This window comes from Methylomonas sp. MgM2 (assembly GCF_054172045.1).
On sequence record NZ_JBSYXO010000019.1, the window covers coordinates 72,876 to 88,663 of the forward strand.

18 protein-coding genes are annotated in these 15,788 nt (G+C 51.4%); 10 read left to right on the forward strand and 8 right to left on the reverse strand.

Annotated features, from left to right (window positions below; translation table 11 throughout):
* The first annotated feature begins 7 nt into the window (after nt 1–7).
* The 7 genes from ACW73I_RS14725 to ACW73I_RS14755 all read left to right on the forward strand — a co-directional run bounded on the left by ACW73I_RS14725 (nt 8) and on the right by ACW73I_RS14755 (nt 5,345).
* Complete coding sequence (locus tag ACW73I_RS14725) at nt 8–448, forward strand: universal stress protein (protein WP_458030150.1); 441 nt, start codon at nt 8–10, stop codon at nt 446–448.
* Entirely contained in the window at nt 441–962 is a 522-nt protein-coding gene (gene cobU / locus ACW73I_RS14730) for a bifunctional adenosylcobinamide kinase/adenosylcobinamide-phosphate guanylyltransferase (protein ID WP_458030151.1), read from the forward strand. The genes ACW73I_RS14725 and cobU overlap by 8 nt, the downstream gene beginning before the upstream one ends.
* Complete coding sequence (gene cobT / locus ACW73I_RS14735; protein ID WP_458030152.1) at nt 963–2,003, forward strand: nicotinate-nucleotide--dimethylbenzimidazole phosphoribosyltransferase; 1,041 nt, start codon at nt 963–965, stop codon at nt 2,001–2,003.
* 5 nt (nt 2,004–2,008) lie between these two features.
* Nucleotides 2,009–2,422: a TM2 domain-containing protein gene (locus tag ACW73I_RS14740; protein ID WP_458030153.1), complete on the forward strand. Its 414-nt coding sequence runs from the start codon at nt 2,009–2,011 to the stop codon at nt 2,420–2,422.
* A gap of 94 nt (nt 2,423–2,516) precedes the next feature.
* The gene (locus ACW73I_RS14745) at nt 2,517–3,239 is read left to right on the forward strand and encodes an adenosylcobinamide-GDP ribazoletransferase (RefSeq protein ID WP_458030154.1); all 723 of its coding nucleotides are present in this window, start codon (nt 2,517–2,519) and stop codon (nt 3,237–3,239) included.
* Nucleotides 3,236–3,886: a 5,6-dimethylbenzimidazole synthase gene (gene bluB, locus ACW73I_RS14750; RefSeq protein WP_458030155.1), complete on the forward strand. Its 651-nt coding sequence runs from the start codon at nt 3,236–3,238 to the stop codon at nt 3,884–3,886. The genes ACW73I_RS14745 and bluB overlap by 4 nt, the downstream gene beginning before the upstream one ends.
* A complete protein-coding gene (locus tag ACW73I_RS14755) occupies nt 3,876–5,345 on the forward strand; it encodes a cobyric acid synthase (protein ID WP_458030156.1) in 1,470 nt (489 codons plus the stop codon). The genes bluB and ACW73I_RS14755 overlap by 11 nt, the downstream gene beginning before the upstream one ends.
* On the opposite strand, the gene mltB is transcribed toward ACW73I_RS14755, so the two are convergent.
* From mltB to ACW73I_RS14775, 4 genes are all read right to left on the reverse strand, one after another.
* A complete protein-coding gene (gene mltB / locus ACW73I_RS14760; RefSeq protein ID WP_458030157.1) occupies nt 5,346–6,518 on the reverse strand; it encodes a lytic murein transglycosylase B in 1,173 nt (390 codons plus the stop codon).
* Between the two features lie 18 nt (nt 6,519–6,536).
* Nucleotides 6,537–7,673, reverse strand: coding sequence for a PilT/PilU family type 4a pilus ATPase (locus ACW73I_RS14765; protein WP_458030158.1), 1,137 nt, complete (start codon nt 7,671–7,673; stop codon nt 6,537–6,539).
* A gap of 15 nt (nt 7,674–7,688) precedes the next feature.
* Nucleotides 7,689–8,726: a type IV pilus twitching motility protein PilT gene (locus ACW73I_RS14770; protein WP_458030160.1), complete on the reverse strand. Its 1,038-nt coding sequence runs from the start codon at nt 8,724–8,726 to the stop codon at nt 7,689–7,691.
* Nucleotides 8,727–8,806: 80 nt separating this feature from the next.
* Entirely contained in the window at nt 8,807–9,148 is a 342-nt protein-coding gene (locus ACW73I_RS14775) for a TraR/DksA family transcriptional regulator (protein ID WP_458030161.1), read from the reverse strand.
* Nucleotides 9,149–9,337: 189 nt separating this feature from the next.
* Between ACW73I_RS14775 and ACW73I_RS14780 the strand changes: the two genes are divergently transcribed.
* Nucleotides 9,338–10,564 carry an NADP-dependent isocitrate dehydrogenase gene (locus tag ACW73I_RS14780; RefSeq protein WP_458030163.1) on the forward strand — a complete coding sequence of 409 codons (1,227 nt, stop codon included), beginning with the start codon at nt 9,338–9,340 and terminating at the stop codon, nt 10,562–10,564.
* A 29-nt stretch (nt 10,565–10,593) separates the two neighbouring features.
* On the opposite strand, the gene ACW73I_RS14785 is transcribed toward ACW73I_RS14780, so the two are convergent.
* Nucleotides 10,594–11,184: a DUF502 domain-containing protein gene (locus ACW73I_RS14785; RefSeq protein WP_458030164.1), complete on the reverse strand. Its 591-nt coding sequence runs from the start codon at nt 11,182–11,184 to the stop codon at nt 10,594–10,596.
* Nucleotides 11,185–11,318: 134 nt separating this feature from the next.
* Here ACW73I_RS14785 and ACW73I_RS14790 point away from each other — a divergent pair, with 134 nt between their 5' ends.
* Entirely contained in the window at nt 11,319–12,458 is a 1,140-nt protein-coding gene (locus tag ACW73I_RS14790; protein ID WP_458030165.1) for an efflux RND transporter periplasmic adaptor subunit, read from the forward strand.
* The gene (locus ACW73I_RS14795) at nt 12,455–13,117 is read left to right on the forward strand and encodes an ABC transporter ATP-binding protein (protein WP_458030166.1); all 663 of its coding nucleotides are present in this window, start codon (nt 12,455–12,457) and stop codon (nt 13,115–13,117) included. The genes ACW73I_RS14790 and ACW73I_RS14795 overlap by 4 nt, the downstream gene beginning before the upstream one ends.
* Here ACW73I_RS14795 and ACW73I_RS14800 read toward each other — a convergent pair.
* The 3 genes from ACW73I_RS14800 to lptF all read right to left on the reverse strand — a co-directional run bounded on the left by ACW73I_RS14800 (nt 13,104) and on the right by lptF (nt 15,705).
* A complete protein-coding gene (locus tag ACW73I_RS14800) occupies nt 13,104–13,310 on the reverse strand; it encodes a hypothetical protein (protein WP_458030168.1) in 207 nt (68 codons plus the stop codon). The two genes, ACW73I_RS14795 and ACW73I_RS14800, sit on opposite strands and share 14 nt — an antisense overlap.
* A gap of 194 nt (nt 13,311–13,504) precedes the next feature.
* Complete coding sequence (gene lptG, locus ACW73I_RS14805) at nt 13,505–14,572, reverse strand: LPS export ABC transporter permease LptG (RefSeq protein WP_458030169.1); 1,068 nt, start codon at nt 14,570–14,572, stop codon at nt 13,505–13,507.
* The gene (gene lptF, locus ACW73I_RS14810) at nt 14,569–15,705 is read right to left on the reverse strand and encodes an LPS export ABC transporter permease LptF (RefSeq protein ID WP_458030171.1); all 1,137 of its coding nucleotides are present in this window, start codon (nt 15,703–15,705) and stop codon (nt 14,569–14,571) included. Before lptF ends, lptG begins: the two co-directional genes overlap by 4 nt.
* Nucleotides 15,706–15,788: the final 83 nt, after the last annotated feature.

The following is a 15,788-nucleotide window of genomic DNA, read 5'->3' on the forward strand; positions in this document are numbered from 1 at the left end:
GGTAGATATGAATCACTATAAGCACGTCTTACTGGCTGCCGATTTTTCCGAACACAGCGAGAAAGTTTCGGCAACGGCGAAAGGGTTGGCGGAACAGAATCAGGCGACACTGAGCTTGGTGCATGTCGTCGAAAATTTGCCGATCACCGACGCCGCCTACGGGCCTATTCCGTTCGACGTCGATTTGACTCAGGAATGGATGGATGCCTCAAAAAAACGTTTGGCCGACCTCGGCGCGCAAATGGGCGTGCCGGAGCAACGCCAATGGCTGGAAATGGGTAGCGCCAAACTGGAAATCGTACGGGTGGCGGATGAAAACGCTGTCGATCTGATTGTGGTCGGTTCGCATGGCCGGCATGGTTTGGCCTTATTGCTGGGCTCGACCGCCAACGGCGTGTTGCATCATGCAAATTGCGACGTTCTGGCGGTGCGTTTGAAAGATGATTGAACTCGTACTGGGCGGCGCTCGTTCCGGTAAGAGCCGTTATGCGGAACAACAGGCCATCGCATCCGGGTTGCCGGTGCTGTATTTGGCGACGGCTCAGGCGCTCGACAATGAAATGCAGGCGCGTATTCAGCATCACCGCCTGCGGCGGCCGGCGCAATGGCGAACCCTGGAAGAACCTATTCGCGTGGCCGATGCAATACGCCGGCATGCCGTCGCCGGTTGCTGTATTTTGGTCGATTGCCTGACCTTGTGGCTCAGCAATGTGTTATTCGACAAGCAAGGCCATTTGCAGGAGGCCGTATTTGACCGGGAGCGCTCCGCGTTGTTGGAGGCTCTAACTGAATGCGACGGGCGCGTCATCATGGTCAGCAACGAAGTGGGTTTAGGCGTCGTGGCGGCCGACGCGATGACCAGGCGTTTCGTCGATGAAGCCGGTTTCTTGCATCAGGCATTGGCACGGATTTGCGACAGCGTCGTGCTGGTTACGGCCGGTCTGCCGCAAAAACTCAAGTAAATGAAAGCCTTGTTTGCTCCAATCGGCGCGCCCGACGGGCTGTATCATCAGCGCGCGTTGGACCGGCAGGCCCAGCTGACCAAGCCGCCCGGTTCGCTGGGCATGCTGGAGAACCTGGCGGCTAAGCTTGCCGGGATGCAAGGGCGCGATGATCCTCGCTTGGAAAACGTTCATATCAGTATCTTCGCAGCCGACCATGGCATTGCCGTTGAAGGCGTGTCCGCGTTTCCGCAGGCGGTGACGGCGGAAATGGTCAAAAACTTCGCTGCCGGCGGCGCCGCGGTCAATGTGCTGGCGCGCTACGCCCAGGCTCATTTCGAAGTAATAGACGTGGGTTTGATCCGGCCCGTCGGACTGCCGACGGTAATCGAACATCGGGCGGGTTGCGGCACCGAAAATTTCACAGTCAAACCTGCAATGACGCGGGATCAGTTGAATACCTGTTTCGCTGCAGGCCAGGCGGCAGTCCAAAGAGCGATTGACAATGAAGTCGACGTCTTTATCGGCGGTGAAATGGGGATAGCCAATACCACCAGCGCCAGCGCGCTCGCTGCCGCGTTGCTTAAGATACCGGCCGTGGACATCACCGGAGCCGGGACCGGGCTGAACCAAGATCGGATCGCTTACAAAGCGGCGGTGATCGATCAGGCTTTAAAAAAACACGAAGCCGCCTTAAGCAATCCCTTGGCCATATTGCAATATTTGGGCGGATTTGAAATCGCCGCGCTCGCCGGCGCTTATCTGTCGGCCGCACGGCTGGGCTTGCCGGTATTAATCGACGGCTTTATCAGCAGCGTAGCGGCCTTGACATCTCAGCAAATAAATCCGGGCTGCCGGAATTGGTTTTTTTATGGGCACCGTTCCGAGGAAAAAGGCCATAAAATAGTCTTGGCCGCGCTCGACGCCGAGCCGATTTTGGATCTGCGCATGCGTTTGGGGGAAGCCAGCGGCGCGGTTCTGGCGATTCCGATTTTGCAAATGGCTTGCCGTCTGCACAATGAAATGGCCACTTTTACGCAAGCAAACATAACGACAGGATAATAACAATGCTTGGACATATAGAAAGTTACGACGAACGTTGTCAAACCGGTGTCGTAAAACACGAGGACAAATTTTATGAATTCCATATCGATCAATGGACTTCCGAGGAGGCTCCGAAAGAAGGCGACGATGTTGATTTTGACCTGGAAGAAGGAAATGTCTCGGAAATCGGCCCGGTAGGCGCTTATTTGGTCGAGACTCGACCGGTCAAAAACCGTATTTTGGCTGGCTTGTTGGGGCTGGTATTCGGTGCGATCGGTTTACATCGAATTTATTTAGGTTTCTGGGGCTTGGGGATTACGCAAATTTTGGTGACCTATTTCACCGGCGGTTTCGGCGTGGTTTGGGGCTTTATCGAAGGCGTTCTGATTCTGACCGGGCATATACATAAAGACGCGAAAGGCAGGCATTTGAAATAATCTGGCAATAATAGGAAAACAAGCGCTTCATTGTGTGGTTTTCGGACTAGACTTTTGACTTAATTTTCCACATTGTTATCTGAACATCCAATTCATGGACCCATTTCTGATCGCATTGCATTTTTTAACCCGGATTCCCATCGGTCGGAATATTCGTATCGACGACGTTGCGCTGGGACGGTCGGTCTTGTATTACCCGCTGGTCGGTTTCCTGATCGGCGTGTTGCTCAGTGCTTTGGCATTACTGCTGTCGTCAGACTCGGATGCGGTAGCTGCCGCAATCGTGTTGACGGCTTGGGTTTGGTTGAGCGGCGGTTTGCATCTGGACGGCCTGGCCGATTGCGCCGATGCTTACGTCGGCGGCTTAGGCGACCGTCAGCGTAGTTTTCGAATCATGAAGGATCCGGCGGCCGGGCCGATTGCCGTCATGGTTTTGATGCTAATGTTATTGTTGAAGTGGGTTGCGTTGTCGGTTCTGCTTCAGCAGAATAATCTGATTTGCTTGATGCTGGCGCCGTTGCTGGGAAGAACGGCGATCTTACTGCTGATGCTCTCCACTCCCTATGTTAGTGCCAAGGGTATGGCGGAAAAATTAATGCAACACCTGCCGTTTGCCGACGCACGTTGGGTAGTGCTTATTTCGTTGATTTTTGCCGGCTTGATGATGGGGTGGGCCAATGTGCTATTCGCCGGCATTGTATTGTTATGGGTCCGTTACGCAGCTGTCGAACGTTTAGGCGGTGCGACCGGCGACGTATACGGCGCCGCCGTCGAATTGGTTGAAACCGCCGCCTTGCTGGCGGCGGTATTGCTGTGAATCCCCACCGTTTTAGCGAGCAGGAATTGGCCGGTGTTTATCGCGCCATCGCCGAGCGGCGGGACATGCGGCATTTTTTGCCCGACCCGATCGAGCATAAAACGCTGATGCGTTTGTTGCAGGCGGCGCATCAGGCCGGCAGTGTAGGCTTAATGCAACCCTGGCGTTTTATCCGTATTAGCGACCGTCGTTTACGCGAGAGTATTCACCAGCTGGTCGAGGAAGAGCGCCGCCGCACGGCGTCCGCCTTGAAACACAGACAGGATGAATTTATGCGCTTGAAGGTTCAAGGGGTACTGGAATGCGCGGAGTTGTTGGTCGTCGCGTTGCCTGATAAACGCGAAAACCATATCTTCGGCCGGCGTACCCTGCCGGAAATGGATGTCGCTTCGACGGCCTGCGCGATTCAAAATTTGTGGTTGGCCGCGCGCGCCGAAGGTTTGGGTATGGGCTGGGTATCGTTGTTCGAACCCGAAGCCTTGGCTCACTTGCTGAATATGCCGGCCGGAAGCCGGCCAATCGCCATACTCTGTTTAGGGCATGTTGCGGAGTTTTATCCGAAACCGATGTTGGAAATGGAGCATTGGGCGGCTTCTCAACCTTTATCCGCCATGGTTTTCGAGAACGGATGGGAATATGGTTCCTAGAGCTTTGATGGTGCAAGGCACCACGTCGGACGCGGGAAAAAGTACGCTTGTAACGGCTTTGTGCCGCTATTACAAAAGGCAAAACGTGGATGTCGCCCCGTTCAAGCCGCAAAACATGGCGTTGAATAGCGCGGTGACCGTCGATGGCGGCGAGATCGGGCGCGCTCAGGCGGTTCAGGCCGCCGCCTGCGGCTTAGCGGCGCATACCGACATGAATCCGGTGTTGCTGAAGCCCAGCACCGATACCACCGCGCAAGTCATCATTCATGGCCGCGTATTAAAAAATCAAAATGCCGAGGAATATCATGATTACAAAAAAGTCGCCAAACAATCGGTGCTGGAATCCTGGCAGCGTTTGACGGCCCGATATCAAACCGTGATTGTGGAGGGGGCGGGTAGTCCGGCCGAGATCAATTTGCGCGAAAACGATATTGCCAACATGGGTTTCGCCGAAACCGTGGATTGTCCCGTCATTCTGGTTGCCGATATCGACCGCGGCGGCGTGTTCGCACATATTATCGGAACATTGGCTCTACTGTCGGCTTCCGAGCGCAAGCGGGTTATCGGCTTTGTGATTAATCGCTTTCGTGGCGATATCGCCTTGTTGAATCCGGGGTTGGAATGGTTGGAGGCCGAAACCGGAAAGCCGGTGCTGGCGGTATTACCGTATTTGCACGACTTGTTTCTGGAAGCGGAGGATGCCTTATCCAATCGCCATGCCCGACGCAGCGACGCCCGCCTGTTCAAGGTCGTTGTGCCGCATCTGCCCAGCTTTAGCAATCATACGGATTTCGATCCTCTACAACTGCATCCGGAAGTGGACGTTGATTTTGCCAGGAGCCCGGATCAAACAAACCCTGCCGACTTGATTGTCTTGCCCGGTAGTAAATCGGTACGTAGCGACCTGTCCCGTCTCAGAACACAAGGTTGGGATAAGTATATCCGGCGTCATTTGCGTTATGGCGGCAAAGTGCTGGGCATATGCGGCGGGTTTCAGATGCTGGGTCATGCGATACATGATCCGCATGGGGTGGAAGGCGATGTCGGCAGCGCGGAGGGTTTAGGGCTATTGAAAATGGAAACCACATTGCACCAAGAAAAATGCCTGCGCCAAGTAAGCGGCTGTTTCGTCGAGCAGGATGTCACGGTGACCGGCTATGAAATTCACATGGGCCGGAGCTACGGTCCGGCGCTGGATCGGCCTATGTTTAAATTGGCCGATGAATACGACGGCGCGATCTCTGAAGATAATCAGGTAGCCGGCAGTTATTTGCATGGTCTGTTCGATATGCCGGCGGCCTGTAACAGGCTATTATCCTGGGCCGGTTACCGCCGGCAAAATGCCGTCGATTTCGGCGCGATGCGGGAAGCCGGTATCGACCGCGTCGCCGATGCCTGGGCCGAACACTGCGACGAAGCGAAATTGAATCAGGCTTTGGAAGCGTTTTATCGAGTCTGATTAGCCGCTCGTCGCTTGACGGTCTATTTCCGCACGGTACGCGCGTTTGATAGCTTGCGCCAGCTCGTGTACCGCCATGGCGTAATGGGTGCTTTGGTTATAACGGGTAATGACGTAGAAATTAGGGTATCCCACCAGATATTCGTCTTTGTGCTCGTGACGCAGCATCAACAGGCGTAAAGATGAGTCGCATTGGCATGGGGTGATCGGCGACAGTCCGGCTTGTTGCAAGGTGGAAAGAGAATAAAGTTTATCCAGTCCGGGCTCAAAATGTTCCACGGCGGCAAGATTGCCGCGAACCGGCGATACCACCGGCTGGCCGTGTTGCCAACCGTGTCGGGCAAAGTAATTAGCGACACTGCCTATGCTATCTTCCGGATCCCATAGATCCCGTTTGCCGTCGCCGTCGAAGTCCACCGCCCATTCCAAAAAGCTACTGGGCATAAATTGACCCAAACCCATGGCGCCTGCATAGGAACCGATCGGCTTGGCGGGATCGATTTTTTCGTCTCTCGCCATGATCAGATAGTTTTCTAACTCCCCGCGAAAATATTCGCCGCGGCGTTGATAGTCGAACGCCAGCGTGGTCAATGCGTCGATGATACGATGACTGCCGACATAACTGCCGAATGTGGTTTCGACGGCCATGATACCGAGAATGTATTCGGCCGGAACGCCATAGGATTGAGAGGCTCTTCGCAAGGTGCCTTGATGCTGCTGCCAGAATTTGACCCCGCTGTTGATGTGTCTGCTATCGAGAAACTTAGCCCGATAACGGGACCAACTGCCTTTGCTCGGAGAGCCGCCCCGGTGCCTATCGGATTTCGCCAGGTAATCCAGCGTCCATTGTTTGCGCTTGGCTTGCGAAAATAAACCGTATAAATACTCGCGCTCGAAACCGTGCTGCTCGACCATGAAATCGATAAATTGTTTCAAGGAGCGATAATTCGCATAATCGCCGGAAATTGTTGTCGCGCGATAAGCACCTACGCTCTGACGCTGAGGTAAACTCGGCGTAGCGGCCTTAGGCTGCATATTCGTCGTTTGCTGCGCAGGTTTGGTTGCGCGGTTGATATTCGGATCGTATTTTTCAGCATGCGAGGCGCATCCGGCAAAAAGCAACACAACCGAGGCTACGGTTAAATGCTTGGAAAAAGGAGTTTCAATGTTCATGGTGTGTATTCAACTTAACTAATAAAGGCTACCACCATTTTCATCCGTATCCGCCAGGGTCATTTCGTCATTGTCGAAGTTTGCGGTTTCCGCGCCAAGCTTGATCATCAATCTGACTTCGTTTCTAGAATCGGCAGCATTCAATGCATCTTCGTAACTGATTTTGCCTGCCGTGTATAGGTCATACAAGGCCTGATCGAAGGTCTGCATGCCGTGTTCACGCGAGTTTTTCATCAGTTCTTTGAGTTTATGCACTTCGCCTTTGCGAATCAAGTCCGAAACCAGCGGCGTATTCAATAAAATTTCCACCGCCGGATAGCGGCCTTTACCGTCGGCGCGTTTGACTAACTGCTGAGCGACGATGCCGCGCAGATTCAGAGACAAATCCATGAAGATTTGACCGTGCATGTCTTCAGGGAAGAAGTGCAAAATACGGTCTAACGCCTGGTTGGCGTTATTCGCGTGTAAAGTGCACAGGCAAAGATGACCGGTTTCGGCGAATGTAACCGCGTGTTGCATGGTTTCCTTGGTTCTGACCTCGCCAATCAGAATCACATCCGGTGCCTGGCGTAGGGTGTTTTTCAGGGCCACTTCATAGGATTCCGTATCCAGCCCCACTTCGCGCTGAGTAATGATGCAACCCGAATGCGAATGTACAAATTCGATCGGGTCTTCTATCGTGATGATATGGCCGTTGCTGTTCTCATTGCGATGCCGGATCAAGGCGGCCAGCGAAGTCGATTTCCCCGTGCCGGTTGCACCGACGAATATCACCAGGCCTCGCTTATACATGATCAAGTCTTTCAGAACCGGCGGCAAATGCAATTCTTCGGTGGCCGGAATATGCGTTTCGATACGGCGCAACACCATGCCGGCGGAATCGCGTTGAGTGAACGCGCTGACCCTGAACCTACCCAGGTTTTCCACGCTCAAGGCGAATTGGCATTCTTTGGTATGTGCGAATTCGTCTTTCTGGCGCTGATCCATGATGTCCAGCACGATGTGCTGCGATTGGTCGTTGGTCAGAAGGTTTTTGGAGACTTCTACGACTTTGCCGTCGATTTTCATACAGGGCGGTTTGCCCGCCGTGATGAATAAATCCGACGCTTTTTTTTCAACCATCAAGGTTAACAATGCTCGAAATTGCTTTTCCATGATACGCTCCTTGAATTATCGGAATAGATCTTTGTTGACTGCTTTCACCATTGCCGATTTAGCGTTAATCAGGCCTTTGTCGACCATTTCTTTTAGATTCTGATCCAATGTTTGCATGCCTTCCTTGCGGCCGGTTTGAATGGCCGAATACATTTGTGCGACCTTGGCTTCCCGGATCAGGTTACGAATCGCCGGCGTACCGACCATGATTTCATGCGCGGCAATTCGGCCGCCACCGACTTTCTTTAGCAGCGTCTGGGAAATAACGGCTTGCAGCGATTCGGACAACATGGCGCGTATCATGTCTTTTTCCGCGGCCGGGAACACGTCTATGATACGGTCTATGGTTTTGGCGGCCGAGGTGGTATGTAAAGTGCCGAATACCAAATGGCCCGTTTCCGCCGCCGTCAAGGCCAAACGAATGGTTTCCAAGTCGCGCATTTCACCGACCAGGATGATATCCGGATCTTCCCGTAGGGCGGAGCGTAAGGCTTCGTTGAAACCTAGCGTGTCGCGGTGTACTTCCCGTTGGTTGATCAAGCATTTCTGGCTTTCGTGGACGAACTCGATCGGATCCTCGACGGTGAGGATATGGGCGTATTCATTGGTGTTGATATGATTGATCATCGCCGCTAGCGTCGTCGATTTACCGGAGCCGGTCGGGCCGGTGACCAGAATCAGGCCGCGCGGTTTGCTGCAAAGGTCTTGGAAAAACTTGGGAGCGCCGAGCTGTTCGAGCGTCAGAACTTGGGAAGGAATGGTTCTAAATACCGCCCCCGCCCCACGGTCTTGATTGAATGCATTGACCCGGAAGCGCGCGACGCCGGGGAGCGCAAAGGAAAAGTCGGTCTCCAGAAATTCCTCGTAATCGCGGCGCTGCTTGTCGTTCATGATGTCGTAAATCAGCGCGTGCACTTCCTTATGTTCCAGGGCCGGTATGTTGATACGGCGGATGTCGCCATCCACGCGGATCATTGGCGGCAGACCGGCGGAAAGGTGTAAATCCGAGGCTTTATTTTTTACGGAAAAAGTCAATAATTCGGCGATGTCCATGATTTATATCCCGACAGTGAGAAAACGACTCAGTTAAGGATAGTATAAATTCGCTACCTCAAGTGGCCGGTAGCCGCCGCTTAGCGATGTTGATTTTGTTCGGCGCAATGGATGCAGAGTTTGGCGTAAGGCAATGCCGCTAATCGTTCTTTACGTATGGGCTTTCCGCATTTTAGGCAAATGCCGTAAGTGCCTGCGTCGATTCTGGAAATGGCTTGTTTGATTTTTTCCACTTCATCGCGGGCACTATTGCCTAAGGCATCTAACACTTCGTCGTTTTCGGCTTCCACCGCTTGTTCGGAAAAATCTTTATCGCGCGGTTTCTCAACGTGTTTAACGTCGTTGGTAATTTTGCTTAGTCGCTGGTCCAGCTCCTCCAGCATTGAGATCAAATTGTCACGAACTTCTTGATATTCTTTCATGATGTGCTCCGCAGTCGTGCTGCCAATATTGGTGGTAACTCTTTTCGGAAAGGTAAACGGTTAAGTTCCGGTCTTATACAATGAACGGATCAGCGGAGCAATAATGCCTGGATCAAGCGCCCATATTCCCGAAGCAGTTAACATTCTTGCGCGCTATACTAAGAAAACCAACTGTTTATGGAGTGTGCCATGAAAAAGATAAAGGTCGAAAATCCGGTGGTTGAAATCGATGGCGACGAGATGACCCGGGTTATATGGCATGTTATTAAAGACAGGTTAATCTTGCCCTACTTGGATGTGACCATCGATTATTACGACCTCGGCATCGAACGCAGGGATGCTAGCGATGATCAGGTCACTATCGATGCGGCTCATGCTATCAAAAAGCACGGCGTCGGCATCAAATGTGCCACGATTACTCCGGACGAGGCGCGGGTTAAGGAGTTCGGTTTGAAGAAAATGTACAAGTCTCCCAACGGAACCATTCGAAATATACTCGACGGTACGGTATTTCGCGAACCGATCATTTGCCGAAATGTACCGCGTTTAGTCCCCAATTGGACGCAGCCGATTTGTATCGGCCGGCACGCTTTCGGCGATCAATACCGCGCCACCGACTTTGTAACCAAAGGCAAAGGGACTTTGCGCATCAGTTTTACGCCGGACGACGGCAGTCCCGATCAAACTTACGAGGTCTATCGGTTCGAAGGCGACGGCGTCGCGATGGCGATGTATAACACCGATGCGTCGATCGAAGGATTCGCTCGAAGTTGTTTCAATGTGGCATTGGACCGCGGCTGGCCGTTGTATTTATCGACCAAAAATACCATTCTGAAAAAGTACGACGGCCGTTTCAAAGATATATTCGAGGCGATTTATCAGGCCGAATATCAAGATCGGTTCACCGCCAAGGGTATTGTTTATGAACACAAACTGATCGACGACATGGTGGCTTCAGCCTTGAAATGGAACGGCGCGTTTGTGTGGGCATGCAAAAATTATGATGGGGATGTGCAGTCCGATACCGTCGCGCAAGGTTTCGGTTCCTTGGGTTTGATGACCTCGACCTTAGTCACGCCGGACGGCAAGATCCTGGAAGCGGAGGCGGCCCACGGTACGGTGACCCGCCATTATCGCTTGCACCAGCAAGGCAAAAAGACCTCGACCAATCCGATCGCATCGATTTTTGCCTGGACTCGTGGTTTGGCGTTCCGGGGTAAACTGGACGGCAATAGCGAATTGATCGATTTTTGCGAAAGCTTGGAAAGGGTTTGTATAGAGACCGTCGAAGCCGGAAAAATGACTAAAGACCTAGCCTTATGTATTTACGGCGACAATTTGAATGACGCGCATTATTTAACGACGGAAGACTTTCTAGAGGCGTTGCGAGTCAATCTGGAAAACGCCTTGCATTGATTGCCGTGACCCGCTTGGGAGTATTGCGGTTAACGGTTTAATGATTGAATATCACCGGGCTTGGCATAATCCACGCCTACACTGATTACGAAGCTGGATACCTGTTCTATATCCATCGTCGATTTAACCACTTTGGACTCATGTATCATCACGGTAAATCCGGAGGTTGGATTGGGCGACGTCGGAATATAGAGAACATAGTAATCGTTAATTCGATTGGTGACATAAGCCGGCACCCACATTCCATCTTTAGGATATTCGACATAGACTGTCTCGCGCACCTGCGACGTTTCCGAAGTCATAAATAAACTCAGCAGTTTTTGCGCGACTCTGTATATGCTGCCGATCAACGGAATCCTTTGAATAACGGATTCCAAAAAATACAGTAAATGCGCCCGGTCTTGTTTAATCAATTTGCCGAAATAGGCGAGGACGGCGATTGCAACGCCGAATAATGCCACCGTTATCAAAGGATTTTCGTATCTGCCGTGTATCAGCAACACAAAGTTCCGCAGGAAGCGTTCGATATATACAACAATTTGAAATACCAATACGATAGGCAAAAACCCGATGACACCAATTAGCAAGTGCCCAAATATTGTTTTCAGTTGATCTTTCATAGCCGTATCCTTAGGGTTGTTTTTGAAGAAATTTTGATTTTCTGTCCGGTCGAAACCAATAGCGTGCAAGCGCTTTGCAATTCGACCTTAACGTTGTAGGCTAGGACGGAACCCTATCGTAACCATTCTAAACTGTGAATCCAAAAAAAATTTCGCTTGTAACCATCACACTCGTTTGCGCAGTTGCGGCGATTGTTTATTCGCAGAGGCCGCGGCCTATCGAAGTCAGCGTTTATACGGTCAGCGAAGGCGAAGTAAGCTCAACCGTTTCCAATACGCGGGTCGGAACGGTTAAAGCCTGCCGCCGGGCTTATTTGGCTCCGGCGATCGGTGGTCAGGTTGCGGCTCTTTATGCCAAGGAAAGCGACAAAGTTAGCAAAGGCCAATTACTGCTTGAAGTCTGGAATCAGGATTTAAAAGCGGAAGTCGATTTAAAAAAAGATCAGATTAAAGCCCGCCAAGCCGGTGTCGAAGAAACCTGTCAATTAGCCGGTGGAGCCGAACGCGAAGCCGCTCGAATGGTGAAACTGCAACGGAACAAGCAAATCGTCTCGGTAGAACAGGTCGACAAGGCTGTTACTAATAGCAACGCGCAACGCGCCGCCTGCCGCGCAGCTAAATTAGCGGTCGATGTAGCCAAGTCCGAATTGGCGGTGGCCGAAGCGGCGGTGCGCAAAACCTTGGTGTTGGCTCCATTCGACGGTTCGGTCGCGGAGGTTAATGCGGAATTGGGCGAATTTGTTACGCCTTCGCCGCCCGGCATTCCAACCCTACCGCCCATCGATTTGTTGGATGTCAGTTGTCTGACGGTATCGGCGCCGATTGACGAGGTAGACGCCGCTGCGATCAGAGTCCGTATGAGCGCTTGCGTGTCCTTAGATGCCTTCCCGGACAAACGTTGCTCCGGCATCGTCACTCGCATCGCGCCGTATGTGCTCGAGAAGGAAAAGCAGGCACGCACGGTGGAGGTCGAGGTTACCTTGAAAGATCCGAAAGATTTAGCGGAGCTGTTGCCGGGCTATAGCGCGGATATTGAGATTTTATTGGCCAAAAAAGATAAGGCCTTGCGCTTACCCGCCGAAGCGATACTGGAAAACAATAAAGTGCTTCTGGTCGATAGTGATAACGTCTTGCGCGAACGGAGTTTTGAGCCGGGTTTATCGAACTGGACTTATACCGAAGTGTTGTCCGGATTGAAAGCCGGCGACCGGGTGGTGTTGTCCATCGGCAAAGAAGGCGTAGCCGATGGCGCCGAAGTCAGGATTAAGCCATGATTCAGTTGCTGAATCTTCATCGATATTTTCAAGTGGGTGAACAGACGGTGCATGCGCTGAACGATATCAATTTATCGATCGAACGCGGCGAATATGTGTCTGTGATGGGGCCGTCCGGCTCCGGCAAGTCAACCTTGTTGAACATTATTGCCTTATTGGATCAACCTTCTTCGGGGCGTTATCTTTTAAACGGCAAAGATGTTACGCAACAAAGCGATGACGAACTGGCGAGGATCCGGCGCGACAACATCGGTTTCGTATTTCAGTTTTTTCATCTAATTCCCCGCTTGACTGCGGCGGAGAATATCGAGATGCCGATGATTTTGGCCGGTATCGACAGTAAACAGCGCGAGGACAAGGTCCGGCAGGCGCTAAGCTTGGTAAATTTGCTCGACCGCGCGGAACATCGGCCTAGCCAATTGTCGGGAGGGCAGCTACAGCGAATCGCAATTGCCCGTGCAATGATTATGGAGCCGGCCATATTGCTCGCCGATGAGCCGACCGGTAATCTAGACAGTAAGTCCGGATTGGAAATCATCGACTTTTTGGAGCAGTTGAATCAGCAAGGCGTGACTTTGATGATTATTACGCATGATCGAAACATCGGAGAGCGGGCAAAGCGGCATATCCAAATCATCGACGGGCTCATTGTGGATTAGTCGCGACCAGATGAAGGCGGTTGATACCTGGTTTCTTGGGTTTTAACTTGCGCTTATTACGATGAATTTCTTGCGCTTCCAGGTGCATATTGGCGCACAAGGCGCAGAGCGAGCCTTCCAATGTGATCAGCTCCGCGGGCGAAATTTCATCGCCGCAACGTGAGCAATAAACTGGTTTAGGTACTTTTTTCATATGGCCTCCTCAGCGAATTGGCGCTCAGAATAAGTACTTGGAGACCTAAATTCTGCCTGGCATTCGACGATTCTCGGCTTGGGAGGATGCGGAATTGTGAAACAGGTTAAAGTTCTGTAAAGGGGCGGCCATTACAGACCGGTAAAATCAGTTTTGAAGTCTCTATACAAGTAAGCCATTGGATTAAAATCGGACTAACTTAGTTTCCATATTGCATACCATGCGATACAAAATACCAGGGTGCTAGGCAATATCGCCATCAGAAAAGGGTTTGCATCGTAAATTAAACCTAGATTGCCGGCGATTCGGTCGATGATATTAAAGCTCATACCAATGAGTATGCCCATCATTATCCGTCTGCCGGCACCGATGCCGCGGCCGATGCCTATCACAAACGGAACGGATACCATCAACATGACAAATGTGACCAGTGGATTGATTAACCGGCTCCAAAAAGCCATTTCGTAAAGCTGCGATTTTTGATTGTTGGTTTTTAAAAAGTCGATATACATATATAAATCGTATAACGACAAGTTGTCCGAGTTGACTACGGCAACTTTCAACAAGTCGGACTGGATTGTCGATTTCCAATGCATTTCCGGCTTGGTTTCGGCACGAATTTGATTTTGATCGACGAACGATTGACGCACATTCGTCAGTAGCCAGCGTCCGTCGCCAAGGAACTTCCCATGATCGACTTGAGTGATATGACTCAAGCGATGCCGATCATCAACCTGGTAAATTCGAATATCGCCTAGGGAGCCGTCGTCGAGAATCCTACGCACGTTAATGAACCGGTTACCTTCGCGCAGCCACATGCCGTATTGCGACCGCATAACCACGCCATTATTTTGCGCGGTGGTTTTTAATATCTGAGCCGCCCGTTCGCTAGGCGGCGCAATAAACTCCCCTATAAATACCGCAATGATCACCAATAATAAACCGGCCATCATGATGCTCCGTATTATCCATCCCGTCGATAAACCGGCCGCTCTCATTGCGACTATCTCGCGATTGTTCGCCATCGAGCCTACCACAAACAGGCTGCCGAGCAAGGCCGACGACGGCACCAGTTCGAAACAAACCCGCGGGGAGGTCAATGCCAGATACGATAATATGAGCTTTAAGTTGTAACTGCCCTTGCCAAGCTCTTTAAGTTCGTCACTGAAGGTGAATAAATTGAATAAAGTCAGCAGCAGCAATAACGCGACCAATGATCCCTTTATCACTTCTCTGATGATGTAAAGCGTCAGAACGTTCACGAGGCCGCCTTACCGGTCAGTCTAAGTATGACCCATTTCCAGTTATATACCCGTACCAACATGATTAATCCGACGATAAACAGCAGGGCTTCCACCCAAAAATAACCCAGTGTAGCGGGTACGGTTTGGCTGAGAATCCAACTATGGTTAACGCGCTGTAAGTTTGCGTAAGCGAAATAAATCCCGAAAGCAATAAACAGGCTGCCGTAAACGCCTCCTCGCGGAGACGATTTTGCTAACGGTACCGCTAGAAACGACAATAAAAGTACACCGAACGGCGCATTCAATCTGTCCTGCATCAAGGCAATTTCCGGAATGTTCTTAGATCGCCAGATCTGTTCAGTTGGCAACGACTCGATTTTCGGAACGAAAGCGACTACTTGTTTTTCGACTAAAACCGAGTATTCCTTGAAGGTTTCAATTGTGTAATCTTTTCGTCCCGGGATACCTTGAACGCGCTCCCCATGTTCCAAAATCAAATACAGGCCGCCAGGCAAATATTCCAGGCGGCCGTATTGAGCGTTCACTATGCCCAGTTTGTCGCCTTGCTTGTTCTGGACGAACACATTGTACATTTTTCCCGATAGGTCGACATTTTCTGTATAAAAAATGAGCTCGCCGCCGCTGTATTCGCTGAAACGACCCGCCGAGATGCCGCGAATGTCGGCATTCTCGCGGTCCTGATGCAACAACAGATCAGTCTGCGCTTCCGCCCACGGCGAAGCGTACATCGACATTCCGGCAGCGCAGAAAGTCAAAGGAATAACCAGCCAATATACCGCACGGTAGATCGTAAACACCCCGCCTCCGGCTGAGGCAATGGCCGATATTTCGTGTTCCCGATGCATTCGCCCCAGCACCATTAAAATTGCCATGAACACGGCGGCCGGTAAGAAAGTGGTGGCAGCGACGATAATTTTAAGACCGAGCAACGCCATCACGGTGTCCGCGGCAATATTGCCCTCGATCGCTTGGGCTAGCACCCTAATAAACTTACGACTAACGATAATGACGACCAGTACGGTGAGCACCGAAATCATCGTTTTAAATAGGTCTTTAATGATCATCTTATCCAGTACCGTCAGCAGCCGGACAGGTCGCCTGGAACCGGGTATCGTTTGATAGACGTTCAACAAAATATCTCCACTGATTAAAGTCAATCGGGATGGTTTACTTAATTCGTGCAAATCGCGCGTTTAAGTTCGCCCTCATGTTT

Coding starts and splice junctions, on each gene's coding strand:
- ACW73I_RS14725 (WP_458030150.1), top strand. CDS start 8: ATGAATCACTATAAGCACGTCTTACTGGCTGCCGATTTTTCCGAACAC.
- cobU (WP_458030151.1), top strand. CDS start 441: ATGATTGAACTCGTACTGGGCGGCGCTCGTTCCGGTAAGAGCCGTTAT.
- cobT (WP_458030152.1), top strand. CDS start 963: ATGAAAGCCTTGTTTGCTCCAATCGGCGCGCCCGACGGGCTGTATCAT.
- ACW73I_RS14740 (WP_458030153.1), top strand. CDS start 2,009: ATGCTTGGACATATAGAAAGTTACGACGAACGTTGTCAAACCGGTGTC.
- ACW73I_RS14745 (WP_458030154.1), top strand. CDS start 2,517: ATGGACCCATTTCTGATCGCATTGCATTTTTTAACCCGGATTCCCATC.
- ACW73I_RS14755 (WP_458030156.1), top strand. CDS start 3,876: ATGGTTCCTAGAGCTTTGATGGTGCAAGGCACCACGTCGGACGCGGGA.
- mltB (WP_458030157.1), bottom strand. CDS start 6,518: ATGAACATTGAAACTCCTTTTTCCAAGCATTTAACCGTAGCCTCGGTT.
- ACW73I_RS14765 (WP_458030158.1), bottom strand. CDS start 7,673: ATGGAAAAGCAATTTCGAGCATTGTTAACCTTGATGGTTGAAAAAAAA.
- ACW73I_RS14770 (WP_458030160.1), bottom strand. CDS start 8,726: ATGGACATCGCCGAATTATTGACTTTTTCCGTAAAAAATAAAGCCTCG.
- ACW73I_RS14775 (WP_458030161.1), bottom strand. CDS start 9,148: ATGAAAGAATATCAAGAAGTTCGTGACAATTTGATCTCAATGCTGGAG.
- ACW73I_RS14780 (WP_458030163.1), top strand. CDS start 9,338: ATGAAAAAGATAAAGGTCGAAAATCCGGTGGTTGAAATCGATGGCGAC.
- ACW73I_RS14785 (WP_458030164.1), bottom strand. CDS start 11,184: ATGAAAGATCAACTGAAAACAATATTTGGGCACTTGCTAATTGGTGTC.
- ACW73I_RS14795 (WP_458030166.1), top strand. CDS start 12,455: ATGATTCAGTTGCTGAATCTTCATCGATATTTTCAAGTGGGTGAACAG.
- ACW73I_RS14800 (WP_458030168.1), bottom strand. CDS start 13,310: ATGAAAAAAGTACCTAAACCAGTTTATTGCTCACGTTGCGGCGATGAA.